Here is a 24,910-nt window from a genome sequence, read left to right as displayed (position 1 = left end):
CAAGGGTTGCGTCACCCTCCGGGCACCTCACCTGGGGTTGTGCATGGTGCGGCCCTGCGGGCCGAATGACGGCGGTATCCCGGTGATCGCGTTATTTGCGCAGCCAGTGATCAATCAGCTTGCGCAGTTGCCCGGCTGTGTAGGGTTTGGTGAGGAAGTCGTTCATGCCGGCGGCCAGGCAGTTTTCGCGATAGCCATGGATGGCGTGGGCGGTGATGGCGACGATGGGGACGTCGCGGTTGATGGCAGGGAAATTTGCGTCCCGGATGCGGCGGGTGGCTTCCAGGCCGTCCATTTCGGGCATTTGCACGTCCATGAGGACCAGCTGGTAGCTTTTTTGGGTGAGGAAGCGCAGGGCTTCGTTGCCGTTGTTGGCTAGATCGGCGTGGTAGCCGGCTTTTTCCAGGATGAGGAGGGCGACGCGTTGATTGACGGGGTGATCTTCGACGAGGAGAATATCGGCCTTGGGGGGCGCCGCGTCAGTGGTTTCATGCCAGAGCGGTGCCGCCGGTTCGGACCCTTGGTCAGTACCTTCTGGCGCTTGATTTTGGACGGCCGCGTGTGCGTGCGTGGCATTGTGGACGGCGCTATGCAGGCAATGCCAGAGGTCTTTTTGGCGGATGGGCTTGGTGATGATGTTGGGGAAAAATTTCCGCAGCATGGCGTCGTTGTTCGGGCGTTTGCCCAGGGGCAGCATGCCGACGAAGATGGTGCTGTCGCCAGCGGCTTGACGGATTGCGGCGACGCAATCGTCGTCGACGCCCGGCATGGCAAGATCCAGGAAGAGGACGCTGTAGGGCCGGTGGGCTTCGCGGGCTTCCTGCAGCATGCCCATGGCACTGGTTAAATCACTCCTGCGGTGGGGCTGTAGTTCCTTGAAGGCAAGGCAGTTCTGGAGGTATTCGCAGACCTTGGCATTGTCGTCAATGACCAGTACTTGCGCATGGACGAGTTCAGGCGGTGGTGGGTGAAATTTTGGGCGGGCGCCGCCTTGTTTGGTCAGGGGGATGGCGAAACTGAAGACCGACCCGCAGGCGGCTTCGCTGGTGATGGTGAGGGCGCCGCCCATCTGTCCAATGAGGTGTTTGGCGATGGCCAGGCCGAGACCGGCTCCGCCATGGCGGCGCTTGATGGACTCGTCGGCTTGGTAGAAACTTTCGAAGATGTTCTTCTGGTGTTCCGGCGAGATGCCGATGCCGGAGTCGCTGACGGTAAAGCGGACGATGGCATTTTTGTCATCCTCTTGATCAATACTGACTGTGAGGACGACTTCGCCCTGGGTGGTGAATTTGATTGCGTTGTCGAGGAGGCAGAGTATGGCCTGCTGCAGGTGCAGTTCGTCGCCGTGGACGAGTTGCGGCAGCTGCGGCGGGATGACGCAGAGCAGCTCAAGGTCTTTCTGGTGGGCATTCACGGCTAGTTGGCAGCAGAGGTCTTCGACAGTGATGCGCAGATTGAAGTCGTGGTTGACGATTTTGATGCCGCCGGCGTCGAGTTGGGCGTAGTCGAGCAGTTCATTGACGAGTCCGAGCAGCTGGCAGCTGCTGGAGCCGATGACATCGACGTATTCGCGTTGCTCGTTGTTCAGCGGGGTGCCACGGAGGAGGTCGGAGAAGCCGATGACGCCGTTGATGGGCGTGCGGATTTCATGGCTCATGTTGGTGATGAAGCGGCTTTTGGCCTGGTTGGCGGCTTCGGCGGCGCGCTGGCTCTGGAGGAGCTTTGCGGCCAGTTCTTCGCGGTCGGTGACATCGCGGTCCCAGCCGTAGATGCCGGTGAGTTGCCCATCGTCGTTGATGATGGGGGTGCCGCTGGAGGAGACTTTGATGACGCTGCCGTCGGCGGTTTGGACGGATTTGATGATATCGATGAAAGGCTCGCGTTGTTGGAGTACAGACTGCATGAAGGCGGTGAAGGCTTCACGGCCAGCTTCGGGATTGAGATCGAAGATGCTCATCTTACCGACGAGCTGATCGGGGCTGTAGCCGAAGACGCGTTGGGCGACGGGGTTGACTTCGCTGAAACGTCCATCGGGGGTGCAGCGCCATTGGACGGTGCGGCTTTGGTCGGCGAGTTGATTGAAGAGGAGTTTGGTTTCGGAGAGCGCGCTGGTGTGGGCGTGCATATCGGCGATGAGTTTGGCGCGGCGTTTCAGGAGGAGGTTGCAGATGATAGCCAGGGCGAGGGACAACGCCAGGCCGGTCAGCAGGGTGCCACGGACGCGTCGAAAGGGATGTGCCTGGAAGAAGCTGAGGTTGGGGTGTGAGTTGAGGAGGAAGACCTGGCCGAAGGCGAAAAAGGGCCGGGTAAACGCGTGGTGGTCGGGGCAGTCCGGGTCCTTGCCACTTTCGCAGAGCAATTCGGGAAAGGCGTCGTCATTGAGGGTGTGGAGCGAGATGTGCTGCATGTCGCTGCGGCGAAATTCCCGGTTGACGAACTGGGCGAAGTTGATGGTGGCGAAGGCAATGCCGCGGAAGGATGCCGGGTCATCGGACGCAAAGACCGGTGAGAAGATGATCATGCCCCTGCTACGGTCATTGAAGCCGAGGCCGACGGGCCCAGTGGTCGTGGGGAGACGGCTGTGGATGGCGTCAGTGATTGCCCGCAGCCGTTTAGCTTCGCTGCTGAGGTCGGCTCCCAGGATGCGTTCGTTGCCGTTTTCCGGCGCGTAGAAGAGCACGGGGAAGAAAGTGTCACGTCCCTGGGCGGGGCGGATTTCGCGATTGGGGCCAGGCTCCCAGATGGTGAGGGTGCCGATGTCGCGCTGTTGGGCGTGGGAGGCGAAGGCATCGCGCTCAGTAGCAGGTACGGGTTCAGTCCAGCCCCAAAGACTCACGGGGGGCTTGCCGATCAAGTAACGGATGTAGCGGTCGAATTCGTCTTTTCTGATATCGGGCCGGCTGGTGAAGAAATGTGCGATGCCGGCCAGTTCGGTGGTGGCGATGGCGTGGAATTTTCTGGCGATGACGCCGGTCTGGGCTTCTGCCAGTCGGTAGAAGGAGTTGGCGTGCTCCTGTTTTTCTTTTTCGTAGGTGTGCCAGCAGGCGTAGGCGGTGAACATGATGCCGAAGATGGCGATAAGTGCGGTGATCAGTGTTGGCGACTGGTCGGCTTCCTGTGGATTTAGCCGGTAGCGGCGTTGGATCACGGCGATGGCCGCGAGGGCGAAGAGCCAGATGGTGAACACCGCGAGTGCGCGAGGGGTGGCCTGGTGCAGGAGTTGTCGTTGCCAGTGTGACGCGTCCACGTCTATACCCAAGGCGGCGATGGGGCGGCCGGTACTGTGGTTAATAATCGGCGTGACGGCCGAAATCCAGTTGCCCCATTGGTCTGCCAGGGGACCCTCGGTGATTTCCTTGCCCGTGCTGACGGCAAGACGGAATGTGGGGCTGGCATCTTGGTAGACAGTGCCGGGGGCGACATAGTCAGGGGTGTCAGCGGGGGCGTTGTCCAGGAAGAAGAAAATCTCGCCGTTGTTGCGATGGCCGACGAGGTAGATGTAGCGGAGATTGGGTTGGGTACGATGGAGAATTTCTATTTGCCGTTTCAGGCGGTGGTGCTGTGGTTTGGCGAGGTCGGCGACTGTTCCCTGCAGTATTTTGAGGTCTTCGGGGTGGATGGCTGCGGCCAGGATGCGTGCCTGGCGGAGCAGGGCGTGGCGCATGACGCGGTCGTCTTCCTGCATGGTCCGCCAGACGTGGACAAGTCCCAGGGCGAGGACGAGCATGCTGAGGGCATAGGCCATGCGGGGCCGGTATTTCCAGTACTCGGGCCCCTTGGGCGGGTTTGCCAGCTCGAGTACTGGAGATGCAGGTTGAACCATGGTTAGGGCCTTGGACGGGGGCTGTAATGGCTAGGCCGATGAACGACAATGGTCGGTAACGACAGCAGCGGTGCCATCGCTGGTATGGCAGGCGAGTTGGCATTTGTAACGATGCTGATAAATATGCGCGGCTTGCCCACTTTTTCCACTAGCGCGGGTGCAAAATCGGCAATTGGATGCGATCGGTCAGTGATTGATAATGGCCGGTTTCAGAGGACGACTGGGACCATGGGACGACTTGGCGACTGCGCGCACTGGGGCGAGGACTCACAGACACATGAGGCATGGTTCCATGGATTGGACCGTGGGGACTTTCTGGACCATGGGGAATGACGCCTTGGACACCGGGGACCGGTTGTGGACTGCTTGGACGCTGGGGACTGACTGGCGTCCATTATTATTACCTGGCCGCACTTGGCCGATCTGGCATTTTTTGCAGCGAAGCGGCAGAAGCGCTGAAAGCGCGAAACATACCAGCCCAGGGCAAGCACGCTGAAAGCGTGCGCCGCCCTGGGTACAACGGCGACTATATTCGTGTTCCCCGGCCCCTTTGGTCCCAGTCGGCGAAGCTGACTGGGACCAAAGGGGCAATGGAACTCACTTGCTTACCTGGGGTTGACGTCGGCGGCATGCCTGGCATCCAATATCAATCACTGACCGATTGCAATTGGATGCGATCGGTCAGCCATGGCAGTTGGAGGCCGACAGACCGCCGACGCGGTGAGACGGGACGTGTCAAGCCAATGTGGCGCCCTCCGGGCGCAATTCGAAGTTGTTGCCACACCCCTGGTTGCGGCGCCCTCCGGGCGCCTCACCAGGGGTCTGGACTTTGGACAATTTTTTTTGTTTAAAAATAAATCTAAAAATTAATTTGCATTCTACCTACTCCGTATTATGCTACCCGTAGCTTGAATGCTGGCGTGTCTGGTCACAACAAGGAAGGGCTACGGGTATGGCAAAAGAAATCAGCAGCAACGATCTCTGTAATGTCTTGGAAACAATGCTTGAATCCGGACTAAAGGCATTGCGCTCGGCCAAAGGTTTGGACGGTCGCCTGGAAGCGAACCGAAAGGCAGCCGGAAAAAGATCTAACATGTTACTAGTTAGCGATATACTCCGAGAAGCGGGGGAGCCTCTTCACATCAATGAGATCCTTGACCGCGTGCAGAAGCGCCATGGCGTGAAGCTGCGTCGCGAGTCCATCGTGTCGGCGATGACCAAGAAGGTTCTCGACGGACACACGTTCCGGCGTACAGGACGCAACGAATTTGCACTGCTGGACCAAGAGGAGGACGATTAGCCATGGAAAACAAATCGCTGCTTGTGTGGTTGCGTGCTTTTTTGGCGACTCTGAGCGTGGGCATCAAGGATGTTCGGTCACGAAAGCGATTTGTCACGATAGGCATCGGCCTTTTGGGCGCCAGTCATCCAAAAACCATAACCAGCGCCATTAACTTTCTAGATATGGTGTTCCACTGGAGCGCGTTCTATAAACTTTTCTCCCGGAGTAAATGGGACTGTGAAGGCATATTCGGGCCCATTATCCAGGAGGCCGTCAGTCTCTGCCCAGTCTACGACCCCATCATTTCCGCCATCGACGATACGCTCGTGCGCAAGACCGGCAAAAAAATCCCCGGTACTGCTTACGCCCGGGACCCTATCAGCCCCCCGTTTCATGTCAATCTGGTCATTGGCCAGCGCTATCTGGAAACGACCATCATGTGCCACGGCTCTGATCCCAACTCCAGTCGAGCCGTACCCGTGGCGTTCAGACACGCACCACCGGTCAAGGCTGGAAAAGTGACAAGTCCGGAGGAGGAACAGATACTGAAGGAAGAGAAGAAAAAGCACAACATGAGTGTGCGCGGTCGCCAGCAGCTTTTTTCCCTTCGTGGGGCAATCGACGCAATACCTGGCGGTTACGACCGTGTCCTTATCCAAAGCGCCGACGGCAGTTTTGCCAACAGCTGTTTCCTGACTGATCCTCCTCACAACACCGTGATCGTCGCGCGAGCGAGGAAGGACACGGTCTTTGTCGAGCCTCTTTGCCCCGAACAACGCAAAGGCAATCGCAAGTACGGCCAACGTCTGCCTTCACCCAAGGATATTCTTGCCAGCGACAACTACGAAACGCGGACCATGGAGGTATTCAAGCACGGACGTAAACTTGCCGTGCATTACAAGTGCGTCCAAAACGTCAGGTGGCCGGGTGCGACCCACGATCAGCCCTGTAATCTCATAGTCATTAAGCCTTTTCCCTATCGTCTGACCAAGAATGGGCGCACTCTCTATCGGCAGCCTGCCTTCCTGGTCGTAACCGGTGCCATAAACAAGATCACGATCGAACAGGCTATAAGGGCTTACTTGCTTCGCTGGGAGATCGAAGTCAGCTTTCGAGACCAGAAAGCAATACTTGGCATTGGCAAAGCCCAGGTGTGGAACAAAGATTCAGTAGCTAAAGTGCCCGCTTTCATCTCGGCTTGCTATGCCGCTTTGCTTCTGGCAAGCATACGACTCTACGATGACAAGCGAAACGAGGCATTCCCAACGCGAGAACGGTGGCGAAACGACCCGGTCACCCGTCCATCCCTGCGCGATCTGGTGCGTTTAATGCAAAGCGAGCTGGCGGAGGGAAAAAAATCAGCACCGGACGTTGCGTAGGAGTCCGTGCAAGATTGTCCAAAGTCCAGACCCCTGGTTGCGGCGCCCTCCGGGCGCCTCACCAGGGGTTATGCATGGTCCGGCCCTCCGGGCCGAACTTGGCCGGTCAGACGGGGGGCTTTGTCCGATTCGGGCCGAAAACCGCCATCATTCAATGGCTATGTTTTTGCGCCGTAGGCGCTTAACCATGCTTAACCCCAGGCTTTAGCCTGGGGACGCAGCCTGCCAATAGACTGTGCCTCGTAGAGGCACCACAGTTTTGGTTGTCAATCACTCCTATGAAACACGCTGCCGTAAATGTCGGCGGAAATCAAGGTCGAATGGCTGGGCGGCGGCGGGCCGTGGGTTTCCTGCAAATTGTCCCCGGGGTTTTCCCCACCGGGGGGGCTGACCGGTTACTGCCAAGGGTCATGTCTCGTTATCGTAGTTCAAGGATGCCGAAGTCGGTAGCGGGGTTGAGTTGTCCCCACACCAGCCGTGGCTTGGTGAAGAGTGCATCGGCCCAGGTGTTGACGGCGTTCTGGCCATTGGCGAGACTGGTGTGGCGGAAGAGGGCGAAGCGGATGCTGGTCGGCAGTAGGCCGCCTTTGTCGATACCGATGCTTTGCCAGGGGATGGTGACGGCTGCGCGCCATTCGTTGGGCTGCTGTTTGACGGTGACGGTCCAGGGCAGTTGTTCGCGAAAGAGGTAGCCATCATCGCGTTTGCTGCTGGTGTTGCCGTTGAGGGTGAAGGTGAAGACGCGGCGGGTGGAGCATGGCCCGGCTTCAAAGATGAGTTCGACACGTTGGTCTGGCTGGGTGGCATTGTCGCCCTGACAGCTGACGATAAGGAAGAGCGACTCGTCGTCGTAGGACGCGAGCCAGGACGTGCGGGGGCTGTTTGCGGGCGTGGGGATGACGTCGTAACCGCTGCCGTATTCGCTGCTGGTCGTGGCGGGTTGCGCCGCCAGCCAGCGTTCGCAGAGTTGGGCTTGGCAGCTGTGGCGGGGGAGGTGGTCGAGGTGGTGGCAGCGATGGCGCTTGAGGGTGGGGGTGGGGAAAGGCGTGAGGCCTTTGCTCAGGCGCTTGGCGACTAGGGCAAATTCGGTGTTGAGCAGCTGTTCGAGTTGCTTGGCGCGCCAGCGGAGCTTGGCCGGGAAATAAGTGTAACCTTCGGCTTCGGCATGGAAGCCGAGGCGGGAGTCCTGCTCGGCGAGATTGCAGAGGCGCTCACTATGGAAGATTTCGGCTAGGACGATGTCGCGCATGGCCTGCAGCATTTTTTTGCCGGCGGCACCGGCGCGGAGCGTTTGCCGCAGCTGGTAGAAGCGGAGGATGTTGGCGGCGCTGTCGAGTTGGATACCGATGGCTTCGGCGAGATTGAGGTCGCGCAGGCGTTCGGGATCGTTTTGGTAGTCGTCGCGCAGCTGTGTGAGAATGAGGCAGCCTTTGCGCCAGTTTCGGGCCATGTTATCGCAGAGGCTGGTGACTTCGGCGAGGGTGAAATTACTGGCGAGGCATTCGTTGATATGGTCGCCGCTGGGGAGGTAGCGCAGTTGCCAGGATGGCGCAAGGGGCAGTTCGCGGGGGACAAGGAAAAGCGGCCAGGCGGGACCGTCGTTAACGGGGCCGTAGTACTGGAAAAGATGGGTCGCGGGAAAGCATTCGAAGCCCTTTTGGAAGTACTGCCAGGCTTTGACGAGCTGTTGCGGGTGCCGCGGCCAGGTGATGGCTGCCAGTTGGCGAAGGAAGTCGGTCTCGCTCGCTGGGAATGGCTCGTTGGCGAGGAGCCCGGCGGCGTGGCTCATGAGCCCGGGGTAGCTGCCCATGAACCAGCAGTACATGGCGCCACTGAAGCCGAGTTTGCGCATGGCGCGGTACTTCTGATAGAGCAGGCCAGGGACGGGGATGCCGGGCACGGTGGCGATCTCGTGTGAACAGCTGACTTGGAGTTTGGCAAAGACGCGATTGCCGCGGGCGACGGCGGCGCGGCTGGCGTCCTCGCAGAGAATGCCGGGGCCGACCTGCGAGAGCCAGTAGTCCCAGCAGGGGCGGCTTTGGCCTAGTTGCATTTTGCTGCTGTCGGTTTCGAAATTGTGCATAAGGACGACGTCCGGCGGCAGTTGCGTGGCGGCGGCAACGCCGCGGTCGCGGCCCCAGGCAATGATCTGGCCGTAGGGCCAGGCGATGACCAGCGCGTTGGGGGCGACGGCGTGGACGCCGCGGGCCATGGCGGCGAGGGTGTCGGCCAGGACGGCTTCGGGTGAACGCTCGCGGCAGCGCGGGCAGCTTTGTGCGTCCGTGCTCAGCGAATAGCAGTGGGTGAAGCGTTCGCCGACGGGAATGACGATCATGCCGCCGAGGCCGGGCACGGCGCTGAAGAGTTCGCGGGTGGCTTCTTCGAGGTAAGCCTGGCCGAGCGCGCTGCTGGTGCAGAAGGCGGCTTGGCCGCCGGCGACGCGGCCTTTGAGCTCGGGGTGGGCGGCGAGGGCCGGGCTGTTCAACGGCTGCGCGGCTGGATCGATGCAGAAGACGAAGACGCGGATGCCGTAGCGGGCGCAGCGGCGGACGGTGTCGCGCAGTTTGTCGAGGCGCTGTGGCGAGCCGCTACCGAATTCAGGTATGAGCTGTGAGGGGACCGTATCGCGCAGTTTGATGCTGAGCCAGAGGCCGTTGACGCCTTGGTGAGCGAGGCGGTTGAGGTACTCGTCGGGATAGTAATTGACGTCGTCGTTGAGTTCATCGCGGTGTTTTGGGGCGCGGTTGATGGGGCCAAAGAAACAACGGGAGATGCGGTCGCGGATGAAGGGCACGTGCGTGCGGTCGCCCTTGGGGAGGAATGGCCCCTGGGCGCTCTGCATGAGCTCTTCCAGCCAGACGAAGGCGCGGCGGACGCCGTCGCTGTCGGCGGCGCAGATGCTGCACTGGCGGGCGCTGATGCGCAGGCGGTGGTATTCCGGTTTCCGGCAGCGGCGGCTTAGGGCGACGCTGATGACGAAGGCGCCGGGGACGTCTGCGGCGACGACGGGGGTGTTGGCGCAGGCGAGGAAGAGGCGGAAGTCAGCAAAGGCGGTCTCGAGGGCGCCGTCAGGGTCAGGGAAGGCGCTGTTGATGGCGACGCCGTGGCCGAGGTCGACCTCGGTGCGCTTGGCGGCGCGTGTGGGCCAGTGGAACGGCCGGTGGAGGGGCGTCTGCAGGTCGGCAACGAAGGACCATGTTGACTCGGGCGGCTGTGGCGGGAGATCAGCGAAGGGGTTGCTGCGGTGCGGCATGGCGTCGGCCCTCAGGAATTGGCTTGTGGGCAATGCGGGGTGAGGTGAAAAGAAAACCGCCAGCCGGGCGTGGTCTGCCCGGCTGGCGGTCGGCGGTCAAGGGGGCGTGGCGGGTGTGTACGGCGCGCCGTGCCCTGTTGGGCTGCGTTGCTCAGAGCCGGGCGAGGACCTTGTCCAGGATGGCGCAGGCGTCGTCGATCTGGCCTTTGCTGACATTGAGCGGCGGCAGCATACGGAGGATGCCTTCGCCGGCGGGGAGGGCCAGCAGCCCGAGCTCGCGGCAGCCGGCAAGGATGGCGGCTTGTTTGTCGCCGACGTCGGCGCCGACCATCAGGCCGATGCCGCGGACGGTTTTGATGACGGGGTATTTGGCCTGCAGGGCGCGGAGCTCACCGAAGAAGTAGTCGCTCATGGCCTGGACGTTGTCGAGGAGTTTTTCGTGGGCGATGGTCTGGAAGACGGCGATGCCGGCGGCGCAGGCCAGGGCGGTGCCGCCGAAGGTGCTGGCGTGGGTGCCGGGGGGGAGCACGTCGTGGTACTTCTGCTGGACCGTGAAGGCGCCCATGGGCAGGCCGTTGCCCAGGGCCTTGGCCATGCTCATGCCGTCGGGTGCGAAGCCGTAATGCTGGTAGGCGAAGTATTTGCCGGTCCGGCCCATGCCGCACTGGACCTCGTCGAGGAGCAGGAGTAGCTGATGCTCATCGCAGAGCTGGCGGAGGGCGGTCATGAAGGCCTTGTCGGCGGGGATGATGCCGCCTTCGCCCTGGACGGGTTCGATGAGCACGGCGACGGTCTTTGGGCCGATTTTGGCCCTGATTGAGTCGAGGTCATTGAAGTCGGCGAAGACGAATCCCTGGACATCGGGCTGGAAGCCGTCGCGGTATTTACTGCGGCCGGTGGCGGCGAGGGTGGCGAGGGTTCTGCCGTGGAAGGAGTTGTTCATACAGATGATTTCGTAGCGGCCGCCGTTGCGGCTGCCCCATTTCCGGGCGAATTTGATCAGCCCCTCGTTGGCTTCGGCGCCGCTGTTAGCGAAGAAGACCTTGCCGCCGAAGCTGGCTTCGGCGATGATCTTGGCCAGCTGGGGCTGATTTTCATTCTGGTAGAGATTGGAGACATGGACGAGCTTTGCGGCCTGTTCGCAGATGGCCTTGGTGACGGCGGGGTGGCAGTGGCCGAGGTTGCAGACGCTGATGCCCATGGCGAAATCGAGGTAGCGTTTGCCGTCGATGTCCCACAGATAGCTGCCTTCGCCGCGGGTCATGATGGTGTCCCGCGAGTAGGTTTTGAGGACGTACTGGTCCTGCATGGCCAGCAGTTGGTCTTTGGTGAGTGTCATGTGCGTGGGTCCTTTATGCAAAAACGTGGGAATGACGGTCGTGCCGTCGAATGTTGTTTGAGCGTGCGTTGCTGGTCACGCCGCGCCGTCCTTGCAGCCTGGCTAGGTTACGGTCAGCCGGTTAATGACGGTCCCGAGTGGGCAAATGCATACCATGAATGCGGGGGGATGATTTGCCAATGGCCGGCGGTAAAAAGCGCCGTTGGCCGGGGGTCATTGCGGACGGGCGGCGGTGACTCGTCGGACCACGTCGCGGTCGAAGTAGTTGATGCTCATGCCGGCGTCGACCGTGATGGTCTGGGCGTTGATGCCGCTGGAGCGTTGACTGAGGAGGAATGCCACGGTGTTGGCGACCTCGCTGGTATCCAGCGCCTGGTGGCGGGGAATGACCTTTTCGGCGTAGAGATAGGCGTCGATATAGCCGGGGATGCCGGCGGAGGCCGATGTTTTGAGCAGTCCGGCGCCGACGGCGTTGACGCGGATGTGTGGCGAGACTTCCTGGCTGAGGGACTTGGCCAGGAAAGCCACGGTGGAGTCCAGTGCGGCCTTGATCGGGCCCATGTAGCCGTAGTTTTCGGAGGCCATGCGGGTGGTCGAGATGCTCATGGTGACGATGGCGGCGTCCGGGCTGAAAAGGGCCTTGAGGCGGTTGGCGACCTCTACCAGCGAAAAGCAGGAGATGTCTACCGCCTGCAGAAAGTCTTTCTTGATGGTTTCATGGAAGGGCTTGAGACCCTCGCTATAATTGGCGAAAGCGATGGAGTGCACCAGGCCGTGAACCTCCGGGGCAATGGCGCTTACAGCGGCCGGCAATGCGGCCAAATCGGCGTCCTTCTCGACATCGCAGATCACGACTGGCGCGGCCGCGCCGATGAGTGCGCGGTTTTTTTCCAGCAGCGCCTGGTCCTTGAAGACATAGATCGGCTTGGCGCCGACGTCCAAAAGGACCTTGGCGACCGCCCAGGCGACGCTGCGGCGATTGGCCACGCCCATGACGACGATGTTTTTGTTGTGAAGTTGTAAGAAGTCCATGATCGCGCAAATATAAGTTTTCAGGCAGGAAAAACAAGGTGGGGACCGGTTGGCGGCGGCACTGGGGACTGACTGGGGACCTCTTGGACGCCGGGGACCGGTTGGCGGCGGCGCTGGGGCGAGGACTCACGGACTCATGAGGCATGATCCCATGGATTGGACCGTGGGGACTTTCTGGACCGTGGGGATTGACGCTTTGGACGCCGGGGACTGATTGGGGACCTCTTGGACGCGGGGGACTGCTTGGCGGACGCGGGGGACTCCTGGGAGCGCCGCCGTCCCGGCGGCAATGATCTTGGCATGTATGTCGTCAGTCTTGCGCGAGGTGGTAGAGGCGGGTGTCGGGGCCAGAGAAAGTATCGGTGAAGACTGCAGAGTTGGTGGCGATGTGGCGGCCGGTGAAGACTTCGGTGATGGTATTGGCGGCGACTGGCAGAGTGATGCGGGCCTGGCCGGGGTCTTTGCGATGGACCATGAGGAATTCGCGGGATGCCATGACGGCATTGTTCTTGTCGGCGTAGAGATGGACCTTGGCCATGGCAGCGAGCTCGCGGAACTGGTCGCAGCCGAGGGTGCGGCTGTCATAGCAGGACACGGACACGGCGTCGGCGAGGGTGCTGATGGCGCATTTGTCGCTGCTGCTGGCATTGCCGCTGATGGCCTCGGCCATATCGGGTCGGTACTGGCCGTTGAAGATGGTTCCGGGCGGGCAGAGCCAGACGACGACGCGGCCATCGCGGAGCACCTTGTTGCGTAGGAAGGCGAGGCGCTGGTCGTCGAGGCAGGCGGGGTTTTGGAAGAGAATGAGGCGGTACTGGCTGAGGTCCATGTCGGCCAGGTCGGTCCAGGCGGCGGTGTCAAAGGGCACGCCGTAGGTGTAGAGCTCCTGGCGGAATTTCCATGACAGATGCTGGAGATTCGGTGTGCTGGCGTTGATGTGGTAGTTGTTTTCGGGGTCGAAGACCAGCAGGGTCTGCGCAGTGGAGCCGGTGGATTGGGGCATGTAGCGGTTCCAGACTTGGCCGGCATTCTTGAGCGCGGCTTTGGCGGCGTCGCTGTCGTAGGCGTGGCCCCAGATGTTGAACCACCAGATGGAGAAGCGGTTGATGATGCATAGCGCGGTTTCGCGTCGGATCATGGCGCAGTCTTCGGTGCTATTTTCGGTTTTGACCCAGATGCCGCCGCTGAGGGCGATGTGTTCGTTGATCTGGAGATTGCCGGTGCTGGTGATGCGGTCGCATTCATGCATGAAGCCGATGCCGTAGCGCTGGCACATCTTGAGGGTACAGATGTAACCGCTGGAAGAACCCATGGCAGGATTGCTGTTGCAGGCCGCGCCGATGAAGAAGTCCGGCGGAGCGGCTTTGATTACCCGTTCGCAGTCCATTTGGCCGGACGGGTGGACGTGATGGATGTGGCCGTAGAAGAGACCGATGCGCGCTTCGGGGCGGACGTGTTCTCGCGCGCAGCGGATGAAATGGATGGCGAGGTCTGCTGTGAGGTAATTCACGTAGTAGAGCCACTGTGAGATGTGTTTTTCGCTGGCAGGGTCGTAGATCCAGCCGTGGGCGGGCTTTTTGATTTCGTCAGTGCGGGGGATGGGCAGCAGGTCGAGTTGCTGCTGCTGGCACCACTGGGGATAGAAGGCGGTTTTGAGCGTACCGGCGGCGCAGTTGTAGTTTTCGATCCACTCGAGGGTGCGGCCGCAGGCGATGACATAACCGAGCATGCGTTCGGCGTGGTGTTTTTCGCAGTAGTCCAGAAAGGCCTTGAGGTAGTCGGTGGTGGCGTTCTTCCACTCTTTGGAGAGGGAACAGTTGCTGACTTCGTAGAAGGAGTCGAGTGAGAGACGACGGGCCAACCAGTGGGGTGAATTGAGGTCGACGACGGTGATGAAACGCGCCCGGGGATTGACGGCGAGGATGTCGTTGATCTGCTGTTCGAGCACGGCAAAGTCGTAGGTGTCGAACCATTTCCAGATAGTCGGGTAGGGGGAGTAGGGATCGCCCAAGGAATTGGCGGTGTTCATGGGCGACAAGCAGACGATGTCAATGCCGGCGTCGCGCGCAGCGGCAAGCGCCGGCATGTCGTCGAACAGGTGTTTGCCGTAGGGCGGGCGGTAGGCGAATACAGGCAGGTCAGTAATGGGTAGGGACATGGTGACTCCTGGCTGGGAATGCGTTGGGGTGGGAAAATGCCCCAAAAGATAATGGCTGCAGCGGGATTGTCCACGCCGCAAGGGGAGGGGGGGATCAGCGGTGTTTGCGGCTTTGGGTGCTTGCGGGTGTATAATAAAGCCGGTTTGTGGGCGTTAAGCGATTTATGCCTGCGGATGCGCCATACTGGCGCGGACGAGTGCCATGTTATCATAGCAGACAACCTCAAGGAGGCCGGAATGAGCGCATCACAAGGAATTGAAAAGAATGCCGCGTCCATCGCATTGCTGGTTGCCATTATTGCGCTGGTGGTGGCGTTGATTCCACAGTTCAAGACCTACATGGCCAATTGCGGAAGCACCTGTGCGCTGGAAGAAGTCCCGCCGTCGGCCGGTGGGGCTGGCCCTGGCGGCCCTGGCGGACCCGGCATGGGTGGCCCTGGCATGGGTGGCCCTGGCGGTCCTGGCATGGGTGGCCCTGGCGGTCCTGGCATGGGTGGCCCTGGCGGTTTTGGCGGGCCGTCGGAAGAGTATGTCGCGAAATATCGCGAACGGGTGGTGCTGCTGAATGATGCCGCTGCGAAAGAGCCGGGCAATATCGATCTCATTCTGGAGCGCGACAAGGCGTTGCTTATGGTCATGCGTCTGGATGCCGGCGGCCGGCGCGTGGCGGCTGGCGCCAGCGAGGCTTATCTGGCCCAACTTGCCGCCAAGGCAAAAGGAGCGCCGGCGCTGGATATCAATCAGGCCGAGCTGTCGTTCCTCCAGGCCAAGGCGCGCGCGCGCAATCCCGAAGCCTTCGATGCCGCCTGTGAGGCCATCAAGGACTACCCGAAAACACCCGCCACGCCCGAACAACTACAAGCACTCCTCGCCGCCGAACGCGGCGCCTGAGGATACAATGGGGTGAGAAAGAGGTTTTTGCGAGGGGGAAGGGAAGGGGCATTGCCCCTTCCCTTCCCCCTCGCGCTCCCCCTTTCTATCCCATTTCAATGCATGGCCCCGGTTTCGCCGCTGCAGCGGCGAAACCGGGGCCATGCGCTTCATGAGAAAAGAAAAAAGGGTATCGCCCAGGGAAAGTGTAAGGAGAAAAGGCCGAAAATCATGAGGTTTTGCTCGCTGGCGTTTTTGGTCAGTTATCGCGGCCGTAGGTATTGTGGGCGGCGAACGAGCGGAGGCGGGCGAGGTAGTCGTTGATGCTCATCTTGGTATCTTTTTCCTTCATGATGTCCTTGGCGGCGGTGGCTTTACCGTAGAGCATATCGATGGCCATCATGGCGAGGATTTTGGCGGCGCCGACGCAGGCGTTGACGGGGTCGCTGATTTTGTAGTCGATGCCGTGGCCGGTGCCGCTGCAGCCGGGGACGCCGCCGTGAATGGCCGGGACGATCTGGGAGACGTCGCCCATATCGCTGGAGCCGCCGCTGAACTGCGGGGTGGGCAGGATGGCCTCCGGCGCGTGGCGTTTGATGGCGTCGTGGTAGAGCTTGGTCATAGCGGGCGATTCGATCATGGGCAGATAGCCGGGCAGGGTGTTGATTTCGACTTTGGCGCCGAGGGCGATGGCCGCTCCGCGCAGGGCCCAGTCGACGCGGTCGCTGAGCTCGTTGAGCTTTTTGAGATCGTTGGTGCGGACCTGGTATTCGAGGCGGACGGTGTCGGGGATGATATTGGCGGCTTTGCCGCCGTCGGTGATAATGCCGTGGACGCGGATGGTGGCGTCGCCGCTGAAGGTTTCGCGGAGGAGCCCGATGGCGTTGATGGCGAGGGTGGCGGCGTGCATGGCGTTGACGCCGTTGCCGGGGCTGGCGGCGTGGCAGGCCTTGCCGTGGAAGGTGATGTCCTTCATGACAAAGCCGTTGAATTGCGGCAGGTTGTAGCAGCCGACGTGAATCATGGCGGCGAGATCGACGTCGTCAAACACGCCTTCGGCGATGAGCTGCTGTTTGCCGCCGAGGAACTCAATCTTGCCGTCGGCGATGAGTTTTGTGCGGTAATCGAGTTCGATGCATTCTTCGGCGGGCGCGGTGATGAAAGCGATTTTGCCGGCGAGGTCATTGGCGGCGTCAGCCTTGACCAGCCCCATGGCGGCACCGAGCATGCCGGCGATGTGGGTGTTGTGGCCGCAGGCGTGGGCGGCGCCGGTGACCGGGTCGGCTTCCGGGTGGCTGGGGATGACGAGCGCGTCCATTTCGCCCAGCAGGGCCAGGACGGGGCCGGGGCGGCCGCTGTCCAGATCGGCGCGGGCGCCAGTGAGGGCGAGACCATCGCGAGTCGCCAGGCCGAGGCCGCGCAGCGTCTTGACGGCGAGCTTGCCGGTTTTGACTTCGCGGTAGCCGCTTTCCGGATTTTTCCAGACGCTGTCGCCAATGGCGACAATGGCGTCGGCTTGGTCGTCAATGGCTTTGAGAACCTGTTTCTTGAGCGATTCCTTGCTGCGCATGGGCTCGTGTTCCTCAGGGTTGGTGGACGGGTACGGAAACAATGCGGGCCCCGGTGTATGATGCCGGGGCCCGCGCTGATCGGTGATGCCGTATCGGGACTTGTGTTTGCCGCCGTCAGTCCCGGCTGTAACGGCTGCTGTTGGCGATCAGCCGAGCTGGTCGTAGGTGTTTAGGCTGCGGAACCAGATATTGCGGAAGCGGGTGGGGTTGTTGTGGTCCTGGAGTTCCAGGGCGCCGATGCTGTTTTGCGGGACGTACTCGGCCAGTTTGCGATGCTGCGTCGGGCCCTGCAGGGGCTTCATGTGGTGCAGCAGCACGCCGTTGAGGAAGACGGTGATGTATGCCGGGGAAACCAGCTGCGAGCCGGCGAAGCGCGGCGCGATCCACACGAAGTCGTACATGTTCCATTCGCCGGGCTTGCGGCAGACATTGGCCAGTGGCGGGTATTGGCCGTAGATGGCGCCGGTGGTGCCGTCCGGATAGGTCGGATTTTCAAAGCAGTCCAGCACCTGAATCTCGTACTTGCGCATGAAGAAAACGCCGCTGTTGCCACGGCCCTGGCCATCGCCGACGACCACGGACGGCGTCGCAAATTCCAAGTGCAGCTGGCAGTCGCCAAATTCCATGCGGGTGTGGATGTTGCCGCTTTTGGGGACGACTTCCATGTAGCCATTTTCGACCTTCCATGGCGCGTCCTGGTTGTCCTTGCTCAGCCAGTTGCAGAGGCATTTGCCATCAAAGAGCACCACGGCGTCCGACGGTGGTGCGCCAGCAGCTTCCTGGGTGCTGAAGCTGCCCGGGTTTACCACGCGCGGCTGCGGGCGATCGCCGTCATGCACATGCCAGCAGCTGCCGGGAATAATCGGGGTGTCACTATAACCAAGACTCTTTTTAACTGCGTCTGCCATCGTGATGTCCTTTTTGCACTATGCCGAGGAAAGTACGCGGACCAACGCATGTCGCCGGACCGCGTGAAATACCGTTTAGTATAAAGCACGCACCAAGAAGTGCAACGAAGAGAATAAGGTCTACGAGGTAAAATGCGGGGAGGTGGACACGGTGGACCCGGTGGACCCGGTGGACACGGTGGACACGGTGGACCCGGTGGACCCGGTGGACCCGGTGGACACGGTGGACACGGTGGACCTGGGAAAAACAGTCCACACAGTCCACGCTGTCCACACTGTCCACACTGTCCACACTGTCCACACTGTCCACACTGTCCACACTGTCCACAACCGCGCTTATTTTTCTCGCCGGGCCATTGGCAAAATCCTCTCGGCGTGTACAGTAACCCTGTTTTGTATCGGATGTGATATAATGCCGGCCGGTCTCAGCGCAGAGGAGTATTTCGGATGGCTACTGGTGTTTATTTTGAGGAGGTCGGATCTGGCCTTTATTTATTGCGGGCGCCGTTTTCGGGCACTTGGAGTGGTGTTTATTTGGTTCGGCGGTCTGATCGCGTGTATGTGCTTGACAGCGGTGCGAGTGCGGCGGGTGTTGACGACTGTTTGGTGCCGGCGCTAGGCGCGTTGGGTTTGGGTGTTGGCGACGTGACGGCGTTGTTGAACACGCACACGCATGGCGATCATGTTGGTGGCAATTATCGCTTGCGCGAGCTTGGTTTGCGACGTTGCGTGTCGTATGCGGGTTCGGTGGCGAAGCTTCGCGATCCCCTGCGTTACAGCAAGCTGATTCGGGCGGCTTTTCCGGCGCACAGTCCGGCGCCGCCGCCGGTGTTGCGTGGGATAGACGCCGACGTGGTGATGCAGGACGGCGAGAGCCTGGACGGCTTGCGGCTGCTGCATAGTCCGGGTCATGACAGCGACACCGTGTGTTATTTGGACGAGGCCAGCGGCACCCTGTTGACGGGGGATTCCCTCCAGGGCAACGGCACCATATTGCAGGGCAGCGCGTTGTACATGGACCTGCCGGGCTACGTGCGCAGCATTGAGCGGCTGCAGGCTGAGAAGATTGAGCGGGTCGTGATGGGCCACGCCTATCTGCCCTGGGACGAGCCGGTGATTGAGGGCGCGGCCAAGGTGCGGGATTTTTTGGCAGCCAACCTGGCGATCGTGGCGGCGAACGGCCGGCGAGTTGCGTCGTGGTATAGCGAGGGCGTACGCGACCTGCCCGAGTTGTCGCGGCGGCTGATTGCGTCCTGCGACGGTCGGCAGCCGGAGTATTTGTTTCTGACCATGTACACCGTGCGTGAGCATCTGCGGGCGATGGGCGTCATGCCGGCGTGTTAGGTGTTGCGCGTTGGACGGTTGTACCTGTCAAAAAGTAATTCGTACAGCGAGTTGCCATGTTAGCCAATCACATCATTGTGCTGGACGCCGTGCGGGCGAAGAAGAACCAGGCCTTCAAGAAGGACCTGTGTCAGCAGACGGGCTTGTCCTGGGGGACCCTGTGTAAGACTGTTGACAGCCTGCTGGCTGGGGGCTATCTCAATTCCCGCAAAGAGCGGGCATCGCGGCCGGGTCGGCCGATTGTGCCACTGGGCGTCGAAGGCTGGGCGGCCTGTTTTGCGGGCATGGATGTGGGTGCAGAGCATACGCGAGTGCTGTTTGCCGATTTGAATCTCGAGCCGTTGTTCCAGCAGGAAGTGCCCACGCCGCGCTACACCGATCCCGAGCCATTTTATGCGTGGCTGACGGGCGTTTACAATGCCGCCTTGGCGGCCAGCGGTGTGGCGTGCGAGCGGGTGCGGACCTTGGGGCTGTCGGTGTCGGGTAACGTCGATTCCGAGCATGGCGTGATTGTATCCGGGGGCAACTTCGGTATGGCTTTTGGGGCGAATTTGCCGGTGAGCGCGCTGGCGTCGCGGTTGGGGGTGCCGGTATTTGCGATGAGCACGCAGGTCGCGGCGGTGTGGGCCGAGTACCAGTTCGGGATCTGCGCGGGCTATGGCAATCTGGTGAATATTGGTCTGGGGGTGGGCATTGGTTCGGGGATTGTGGCCAATCACGTGCTGCTGTACAGCCATCCCAAGCGGCCGGTGGGCTACATCGGGCATATTCTCATCCCCGGCAATGACCACATCTGCAGCTGTGGTTTCAAGGGCTGCCTGGAGGCGTACTCCGGCGGTGATTACTTGGTGGGCATTGCGCGGGAGCGCTTCCCGCAACGGCTGGAATTGCACGGCGCCGCCGAGCTGGACCGCGCCGCCGCCGCCGGCGATGCCGACGCCCGGGCCGTGCTGGACACCGCTGCCGCGTACAACGCCGTCGGCGTCGCCGCGATGATCCAGCTCTATGCGCCTGACGCGCTGATTTTTTCCGGGCGGCAGAGTCGCGCCGATGGCTATGTGTATCAGCGGACGATTGCGGAACTCAAGGGGATACTCCCGCGTGAACGCCGCAACTGCTACATCGGCATCACCAGCCTGGGCGCATACCAGTCGGCGTTGGGCGCGATGCGCTTGGGCTATGAACACTGGGAGCTGGCGTAGGCACCGGGTGCGCGTGAATGATTTTTTGCAGGCGACAAGCGATATAAAAGGTGTGTTTTCCAACGGCAGGCAGCAAGGTGAAGGAGCATAACGATGGCAGTCACAGGCAAGACAGTGTTGATTACGGGGTCGTCGCATGGCATTGGCGCGGCGACGGCGTTGGCTTTTGCGCGCGAGGGCTGTGCTATCGGCGTCAACTATAACAAGGACCCCGAAGGCGCGGAAAAGACGGCGGCGCAGGTGCGCGAATTGGGTGCGGACGTGGATATTTTCGGTGCCGACGTCAGTGATCCCGACGCCTGCGAGCGGATGGTCCGGGCCTTCATTGCTCGTTTTGGGCGTATTGACGTGCTGATCAACAACGCGGGTGGCGCGCTGAAGATTCCCGATGGCGGCTTTATCGACATGCCGGTGTCGTACTGGAACAACCAGATTGACCTGAATCTCAATGCGGCGGCCTACTGTTCGCGGATCGCGGTGCGGGACATGATTGAGCGCAAGGCGCGCGGGAAGGTCATTAACGTCAGTTCCATTCACAGCCAGATCACTTGGGTGCGACGCAAGATGCTGCCGTATTCGCCGGCGAAGGCGGGCCTGAACATGTTCACCAAGGCGCTCGGCGTGGAAGTGGCCAAGCACGGGATCAATGTCAACTGCATCGCGCCGGGCTTCATCCTCACCAAGCTCTCCAATCGCTATACAGAAGAGGACATGAAGTCCTATCTGCGTAAGATTCCGCTGGGATTTCTGGGCCAGACGTCGGACATCACGCCGATGATGCTCTTTTTGGCCGACGACGAAAAATCGCGTTTCATCACCGGCCAGACTTTCGTGATCGACGGCGGGCAGTCCATTGACGGCGCCATTGACCACATGATTGAGTGATTGCAGCCTGAAATCGCTGACAGCGGCCGCCGGATAGCGGTCAGGAGGACAAGCATGGACGAACGATTTGCAAAACACTGCCGAAGCATGGGCAAGTACGGCGTCGGCAAGGAATGTCGGCGGGGCCTGGTGCGCGGCATGGGCTATAGCGAGGACGAATTTGAGCGGCCGCTGGTGGCGGTGGTCAATTCCTGGAACGAGTACAATCCGGGCCATGTGCATCTGCGGGCTTTGAGTGAGCGGGTGAAGCAGGGCATTCGCGAGTGCGGCGGCCTGCCCTTCGAGGTCATGACGTCGGCGATCTGCGACGGCATGGTCCTCAAGAATCCGCGCTACATCGAGTTGCCGAGCCGCAACCACATTTGCGACGAAGTCGAGCTGATTGTGGAGAGCAATATGTTTGACGCGATGGTGATGCTCTCGACTTGCGATTCGATCGTGCCGGGCCATCTCATGGGCGCGGCGCGGCTGAATATCCCGACGATCATGGTCACGGGCGGCTACATGCCCATGCCCTTCCTGGACGGCCGCAGTGTGAACTACATCGACCTGACTGACAACGTTGGCAAGGTCATGAATGGCGAGTACGAGCGTAGCAAGGCCGACCGCGAAGTCGCCGGTATGTACGGCCCCTGCGGCGCCTGCGGCGTGATGACGACTGCGAACAGCATGTGTCTGGTGGCCGAGGCGCTGGGGCTGTCCTTGCCCGGCAATGGCTGCCTGGCGGCGACGAGCTCGGAGCTGCTGCAATGCGCCTACCAAGCCGGCCGGCAGATCATGACCCTGTTGGAAAAGGGCATTACGGCCCGCAAGGTCATTACCCCTGGCGCCGTCAAGAACGCCATCCGCGTGACTATGGCCATGGCGGGGTCGACCAATCTCTTCATGCACATTCCGGCCGTGGCCTCCGAGGCCGGTCTTCGCGGCAAATGGTGGGCGGAGTTCGATCTGGCGTCGCGGACGGTGCCGCAGATTGTCGGCGCATCGCCCAGCGGCCCTTGGCATTTGCAGGACGTCGATCGCGCGGGCGGGTCGCGAGCGGTGATGAAACGCCTGCTGCCCCTCTTGGACAGCGGCGAGCTCACGGTGACCGGCAAGACTATCGCGGAAAATTACGCCGACGCGACGATTTTTGACAGCGAGGTCATCCGACCGTTGGATCATCCCGTGTCCAGCGAGGGCGCGCTTTATGTGCTCTACGGTAGTCTGGCGCCGGACGGCAGCATCATCAAAGTCGGCGCCTGCGATGAGAAGATGCGGCATTTCCGCGGGCCGGCGCGGACCTTCGACAGCCTGGAAGCGGCCATGGCCGGCCTGGATGCCGGCGAAGTCCAAAAGGGCGATGTCGCCGTGGTGCGCTATCTCGGCCCCAAAGCCGCGTTCGGGACGACGGCCTATGTCTTCCAGAAGGAACTCAAGGGCCGGGGGCTGGACAAGGACGTGGCGATTGTCACCGACGGCCGCTTCTCCGGTGGCTCCAGCGGCCTGAGCATCGGCTATATTTCACCCGAAGCGGGCCTCTGCGGGCCGCTCGCGCTAGTCAAAAACGGCGATATGATCGACATCAATTTGGACGAACGCCGCCTGGACTTGCTGGTGGGCGAGGACGAAATGGCCCGCCGCAAAGGCGAATGGAACTGGCAATTCCCCGGCGGCGACTACCCGCCCTTCCTGCGCCTCTTCAGCAAATGCGCCGGGTCGCTGGCCAACGGCGCGGTATGGGAGCTGTAAACCATGGACAAACCGCAGAGTTGTGACGTGCTCGTCGTCGGCGCGGGTCTCGCTGGCCTCAATGCCGCCGCCGAGATTCGCGAGAAGCAGCCGGGAATGCGGGTGTTGGTGGTCGACGCCGGCGGCTGCGCCTCCACGGAAGTCATGGGCTTTTCGGCCCCGGTCAATCCCCCGGACAGCCCGGATATGCTTTATTTCGACATTCTGCGGGCGGGCGGCGGTTACAGCGCCGCCGCGCTGGCGCGGGTGTTGGCCGACCGGTCTCTGCCGGAACTGCGGCGGCTGGAACGCATGGGACTGGTCTTTGACCGCTGTGCGGACGGCAGCTACGACATGGTCAACGCACTGGGGTCGAGCCATCCCCGGGTGGTGCATCAGGCGACCACGACGGGCCGGCAGGCCATGGAGCTCTTGGCGACGGCGGTCACGCCCCTGCGAGTGAGCAAGTTGCTGCTGGCGGACGGTCGCATTGCCGGCGTCCTGACGGACGCTGGCGAGGCCATCGCCGCGAAGGCCGTGGTGCTCGCCGGCGGCGGTTTTGCCGGTCTTTGGCAGTTCAGCACTTGGAGCAAAACGCTGTGCGGCGATTGTCTCTGTTTGGCGCAGGACGCTGGCGCGGAGCTCATCGACTTGGGTTTTGTGCAGTTTGAGCCGACGGTGACGGTCTATCCCGAGGCCCTACGGGGTTTTTCGGTGCTGACGGCCGTGCTCAATGAGGGCGCGCGCCTGCTGAACTGCCAGGGCGAGTCGATATTGCCGGCGGCCGGCCCCTTGCCCCGCAAGAGCGACCTGGCGCGCATCATCATGCGCGAGATCGAGGCCGGCAATGCCTGCGCCCATGGCGGTATCCGCTTCGACTACACGCAGGTGGACGAGGCGGCTTTCGCCCGCAAGTACCCGGCCTACCACGCCAAGTACCGGCGTTTTGCGCCGAGTCTGGCCGAGTTGGGGCAGGAAGTCGTCCCCGCCGCGCATACGACCCTCGGCGGCATCCGCGTCACGCCGGACTGCGCGACGGCTGTGCCGGGGCTCTTCGCCGCCGGCGAAGCCATGGGCGGCTTGCACGGCGCGGATCGCGTTGGTGGCAACGCCGGCCTGGAAGTCTTCGTCTTCGGCCGCATTGCCGGTGCGTCGGCTGCGGCCTACGCGGCGCGCAGCAGCCAGGCGCGGCTGCCACGGGCGCTGCCGACGCCACTGCGCACGCCAGATGACGTGTACGGGCGCATGGCGGAAATTCTGCAGCGCGGCTTCACGCCCCTGCGGAAGATCGCCGATCTTGAGCGCGCGGCGCAGGAACTCGCCGGGCTGGGCGCCTACGGACCAGTCATGCTGGCGACGGCCGCCGTGGCGGACGCGCTGAGCAAGGAACGGGCGCGGGCGCCGTACCAGCTCGACCACGCGGCCGTGGTCGACGTGCCGGCGCTTCCCGAGGGGCAGCAGCCGGGCGACGACTTTCTCGCGCCGGTCTGGCAGCGCGCCGCGTCGTTGCGCATTGACCGTGTCGCCAGGACGGACTTCTATCCGCCGCATTTCCCCCTGGCGAGTTGTCGGCTGTTTTACGACGACGACTGGCTGTACCTCAATTACGAGGTGACGGACCGCTATGTGCAATGCCTGTCTACCGAATTTGGCCAGATGGTCTTCCGCGATAGCTGCGTGGAATTTTTTGCGGAGCCGTTGCCGGGTTTGGGCTACATCAATTTCGAGTTCAACTGCGGTGGTAATTTGCACGTGGCGCACATTCGCGACTGCACGCTGGTGCCCGGCGGTTTCAAGGACCACCGGGTTTTCCGCGAGGACGAGCTCAGCGGCATTGAGATTGTCCATTCCCTGCCGCGGCGCGTATCGCCGGAGATCACCACGCCGGTGACTTGGCATGTGCTGGTGCGCATTCCCATCGCTTTTTTCGAAAAAGCGCTGGGGCGGCCCCTGCGGCCCCTGGCCGGCACGCAATGGCGGGCTAATTTCAACAAGTGCGCATCGGGCTGTTCCCATCCGCATTGGCTGACCTGGTCGCAGCTGCTGGAGCGGAATATGCACCGCCCGCAGGATTTCGGCATTGTTCGTTTTGTGTGAGGCGCCGGCGCGTGGCATGGCGTCGCGCCTGGTATTGTTTCGGTTATACAAACAGCA

Annotated in this window: 15 protein-coding genes; 8 read left to right on the top strand and 7 right to left on the bottom strand. The window is 61.6% G+C overall.

The window, feature by feature from the left end; translation table 11 throughout:
• Positions 1–91 precede the first annotated feature (91 nt).
• Entirely contained in the window at positions 92–3,823 is a 3,732-nt protein-coding gene (locus J3R75_RS03575) for a response regulator (protein WP_307259964.1), read from the bottom strand.
• A gap of 952 nt (positions 3,824–4,775) precedes the next feature.
• Here J3R75_RS03575 and J3R75_RS03570 point away from each other — a divergent pair.
• Both J3R75_RS03570 and J3R75_RS03565 read left to right on the top strand, forming a co-directional pair.
• Positions 4,776–5,123 (top strand): HTH domain-containing protein, encoded by a 348-nt coding sequence (locus J3R75_RS03570; protein ID WP_307259070.1) that lies wholly within the window; start codon positions 4,776–4,778, stop codon positions 5,121–5,123.
• Between the two features lie 2 nt (positions 5,124–5,125).
• Positions 5,126–6,484: a transposase gene (locus tag J3R75_RS03565; RefSeq protein WP_307259069.1), complete on the top strand. Its 1,359-nt coding sequence runs from the start codon at positions 5,126–5,128 to the stop codon at positions 6,482–6,484.
• Between the two features lie 418 nt (positions 6,485–6,902).
• Here the strand turns inward: J3R75_RS03565 and J3R75_RS03560 are convergent, their stop codons facing one another.
• From J3R75_RS03560 to J3R75_RS03545, 4 genes are all read right to left on the bottom strand, one after another.
• Positions 6,903–9,737 (bottom strand): hypothetical protein, encoded by a 2,835-nt coding sequence (locus J3R75_RS03560; protein ID WP_307259963.1) that lies wholly within the window; start codon positions 9,735–9,737, stop codon positions 6,903–6,905.
• Between the two features lie 151 nt (positions 9,738–9,888).
• Entirely contained in the window at positions 9,889–11,076 is a 1,188-nt protein-coding gene (locus J3R75_RS03555; protein ID WP_307259962.1) for an aspartate aminotransferase family protein, read from the bottom strand.
• A gap of 213 nt (positions 11,077–11,289) precedes the next feature.
• A complete protein-coding gene (locus tag J3R75_RS03550; RefSeq protein WP_307259961.1) occupies positions 11,290–12,108 on the bottom strand; it encodes an enoyl-ACP reductase FabI in 819 nt (272 codons plus the stop codon).
• 310 nt (positions 12,109–12,418) lie between these two features.
• Positions 12,419–14,266 carry a hypothetical protein gene (locus J3R75_RS03545; RefSeq protein WP_307259960.1) on the bottom strand — a complete coding sequence of 616 codons (1,848 nt, stop codon included), beginning with the start codon at positions 14,264–14,266 and terminating at the stop codon, positions 12,419–12,421.
• 237 nt (positions 14,267–14,503) lie between these two features.
• Here J3R75_RS03545 and J3R75_RS03540 point away from each other — a divergent pair, with 237 nt between their 5' ends.
• Positions 14,504–15,157, top strand: a complete 654-nt coding sequence (locus tag J3R75_RS03540) for a hypothetical protein (protein WP_307259959.1) — start codon at positions 14,504–14,506, stop codon at positions 15,155–15,157.
• A gap of 238 nt (positions 15,158–15,395) precedes the next feature.
• Here J3R75_RS03540 and J3R75_RS03535 read toward each other — a convergent pair whose 3' ends face one another.
• Together J3R75_RS03535 and J3R75_RS03530 are read right to left on the bottom strand one after the other, a co-directional pair.
• A complete protein-coding gene (locus J3R75_RS03535; RefSeq protein WP_307259958.1) occupies positions 15,396–16,706 on the bottom strand; it encodes an amidohydrolase in 1,311 nt (436 codons plus the stop codon).
• 147 nt (positions 16,707–16,853) lie between these two features.
• Positions 16,854–17,615, bottom strand: coding sequence for a 3-keto-disaccharide hydrolase (locus J3R75_RS03530; RefSeq protein ID WP_307259957.1), 762 nt, complete (start codon positions 17,613–17,615; stop codon positions 16,854–16,856).
• A gap of 447 nt (positions 17,616–18,062) precedes the next feature.
• On the opposite strand from J3R75_RS03530, the gene J3R75_RS03525 reads away from it, so the two are divergent.
• The 5 genes from J3R75_RS03525 to J3R75_RS03505 all read left to right on the top strand — a co-directional run bounded on the left by J3R75_RS03525 (position 18,063) and on the right by J3R75_RS03505 (position 24,853).
• Positions 18,063–18,959 (top strand): MBL fold metallo-hydrolase, encoded by an 897-nt coding sequence (locus tag J3R75_RS03525; RefSeq protein ID WP_307259956.1) that lies wholly within the window; start codon positions 18,063–18,065, stop codon positions 18,957–18,959.
• 56 nt (positions 18,960–19,015) lie between these two features.
• The gene (locus J3R75_RS03520) at positions 19,016–20,161 is read left to right on the top strand and encodes an ROK family protein (RefSeq protein ID WP_307259955.1); all 1,146 of its coding nucleotides are present in this window, start codon (positions 19,016–19,018) and stop codon (positions 20,159–20,161) included.
• A gap of 93 nt (positions 20,162–20,254) precedes the next feature.
• On the top strand, positions 20,255–21,046 hold the full coding sequence (locus J3R75_RS03515) for an SDR family NAD(P)-dependent oxidoreductase (RefSeq protein WP_307259954.1): 792 nt from the start codon (positions 20,255–20,257) through the stop codon (positions 21,044–21,046).
• A gap of 54 nt (positions 21,047–21,100) precedes the next feature.
• Positions 21,101–22,777 carry a dihydroxy-acid dehydratase gene (gene ilvD, locus J3R75_RS03510; protein ID WP_307259953.1) on the top strand — a complete coding sequence of 559 codons (1,677 nt, stop codon included), beginning with the start codon at positions 21,101–21,103 and terminating at the stop codon, positions 22,775–22,777.
• Positions 22,778–22,780: 3 nt separating this feature from the next.
• The gene (locus tag J3R75_RS03505) at positions 22,781–24,853 is read left to right on the top strand and encodes a carbohydrate-binding family 9-like protein (RefSeq protein WP_307259952.1); all 2,073 of its coding nucleotides are present in this window, start codon (positions 22,781–22,783) and stop codon (positions 24,851–24,853) included.
• Positions 24,854–24,910: the final 57 nt, after the last annotated feature.

The sequence above is a fragment of the Oligosphaera ethanolica genome (assembly GCF_030814695.1).
In the GTDB taxonomy this organism is placed as follows: Bacteria; Verrucomicrobiota; Lentisphaeria; order Oligosphaerales; family Oligosphaeraceae; genus Oligosphaera; species Oligosphaera ethanolica.
The sequence above is the reverse complement of the archived record's forward strand: the minus strand, read 5'-3'. Positions and strand labels throughout refer to the sequence as shown.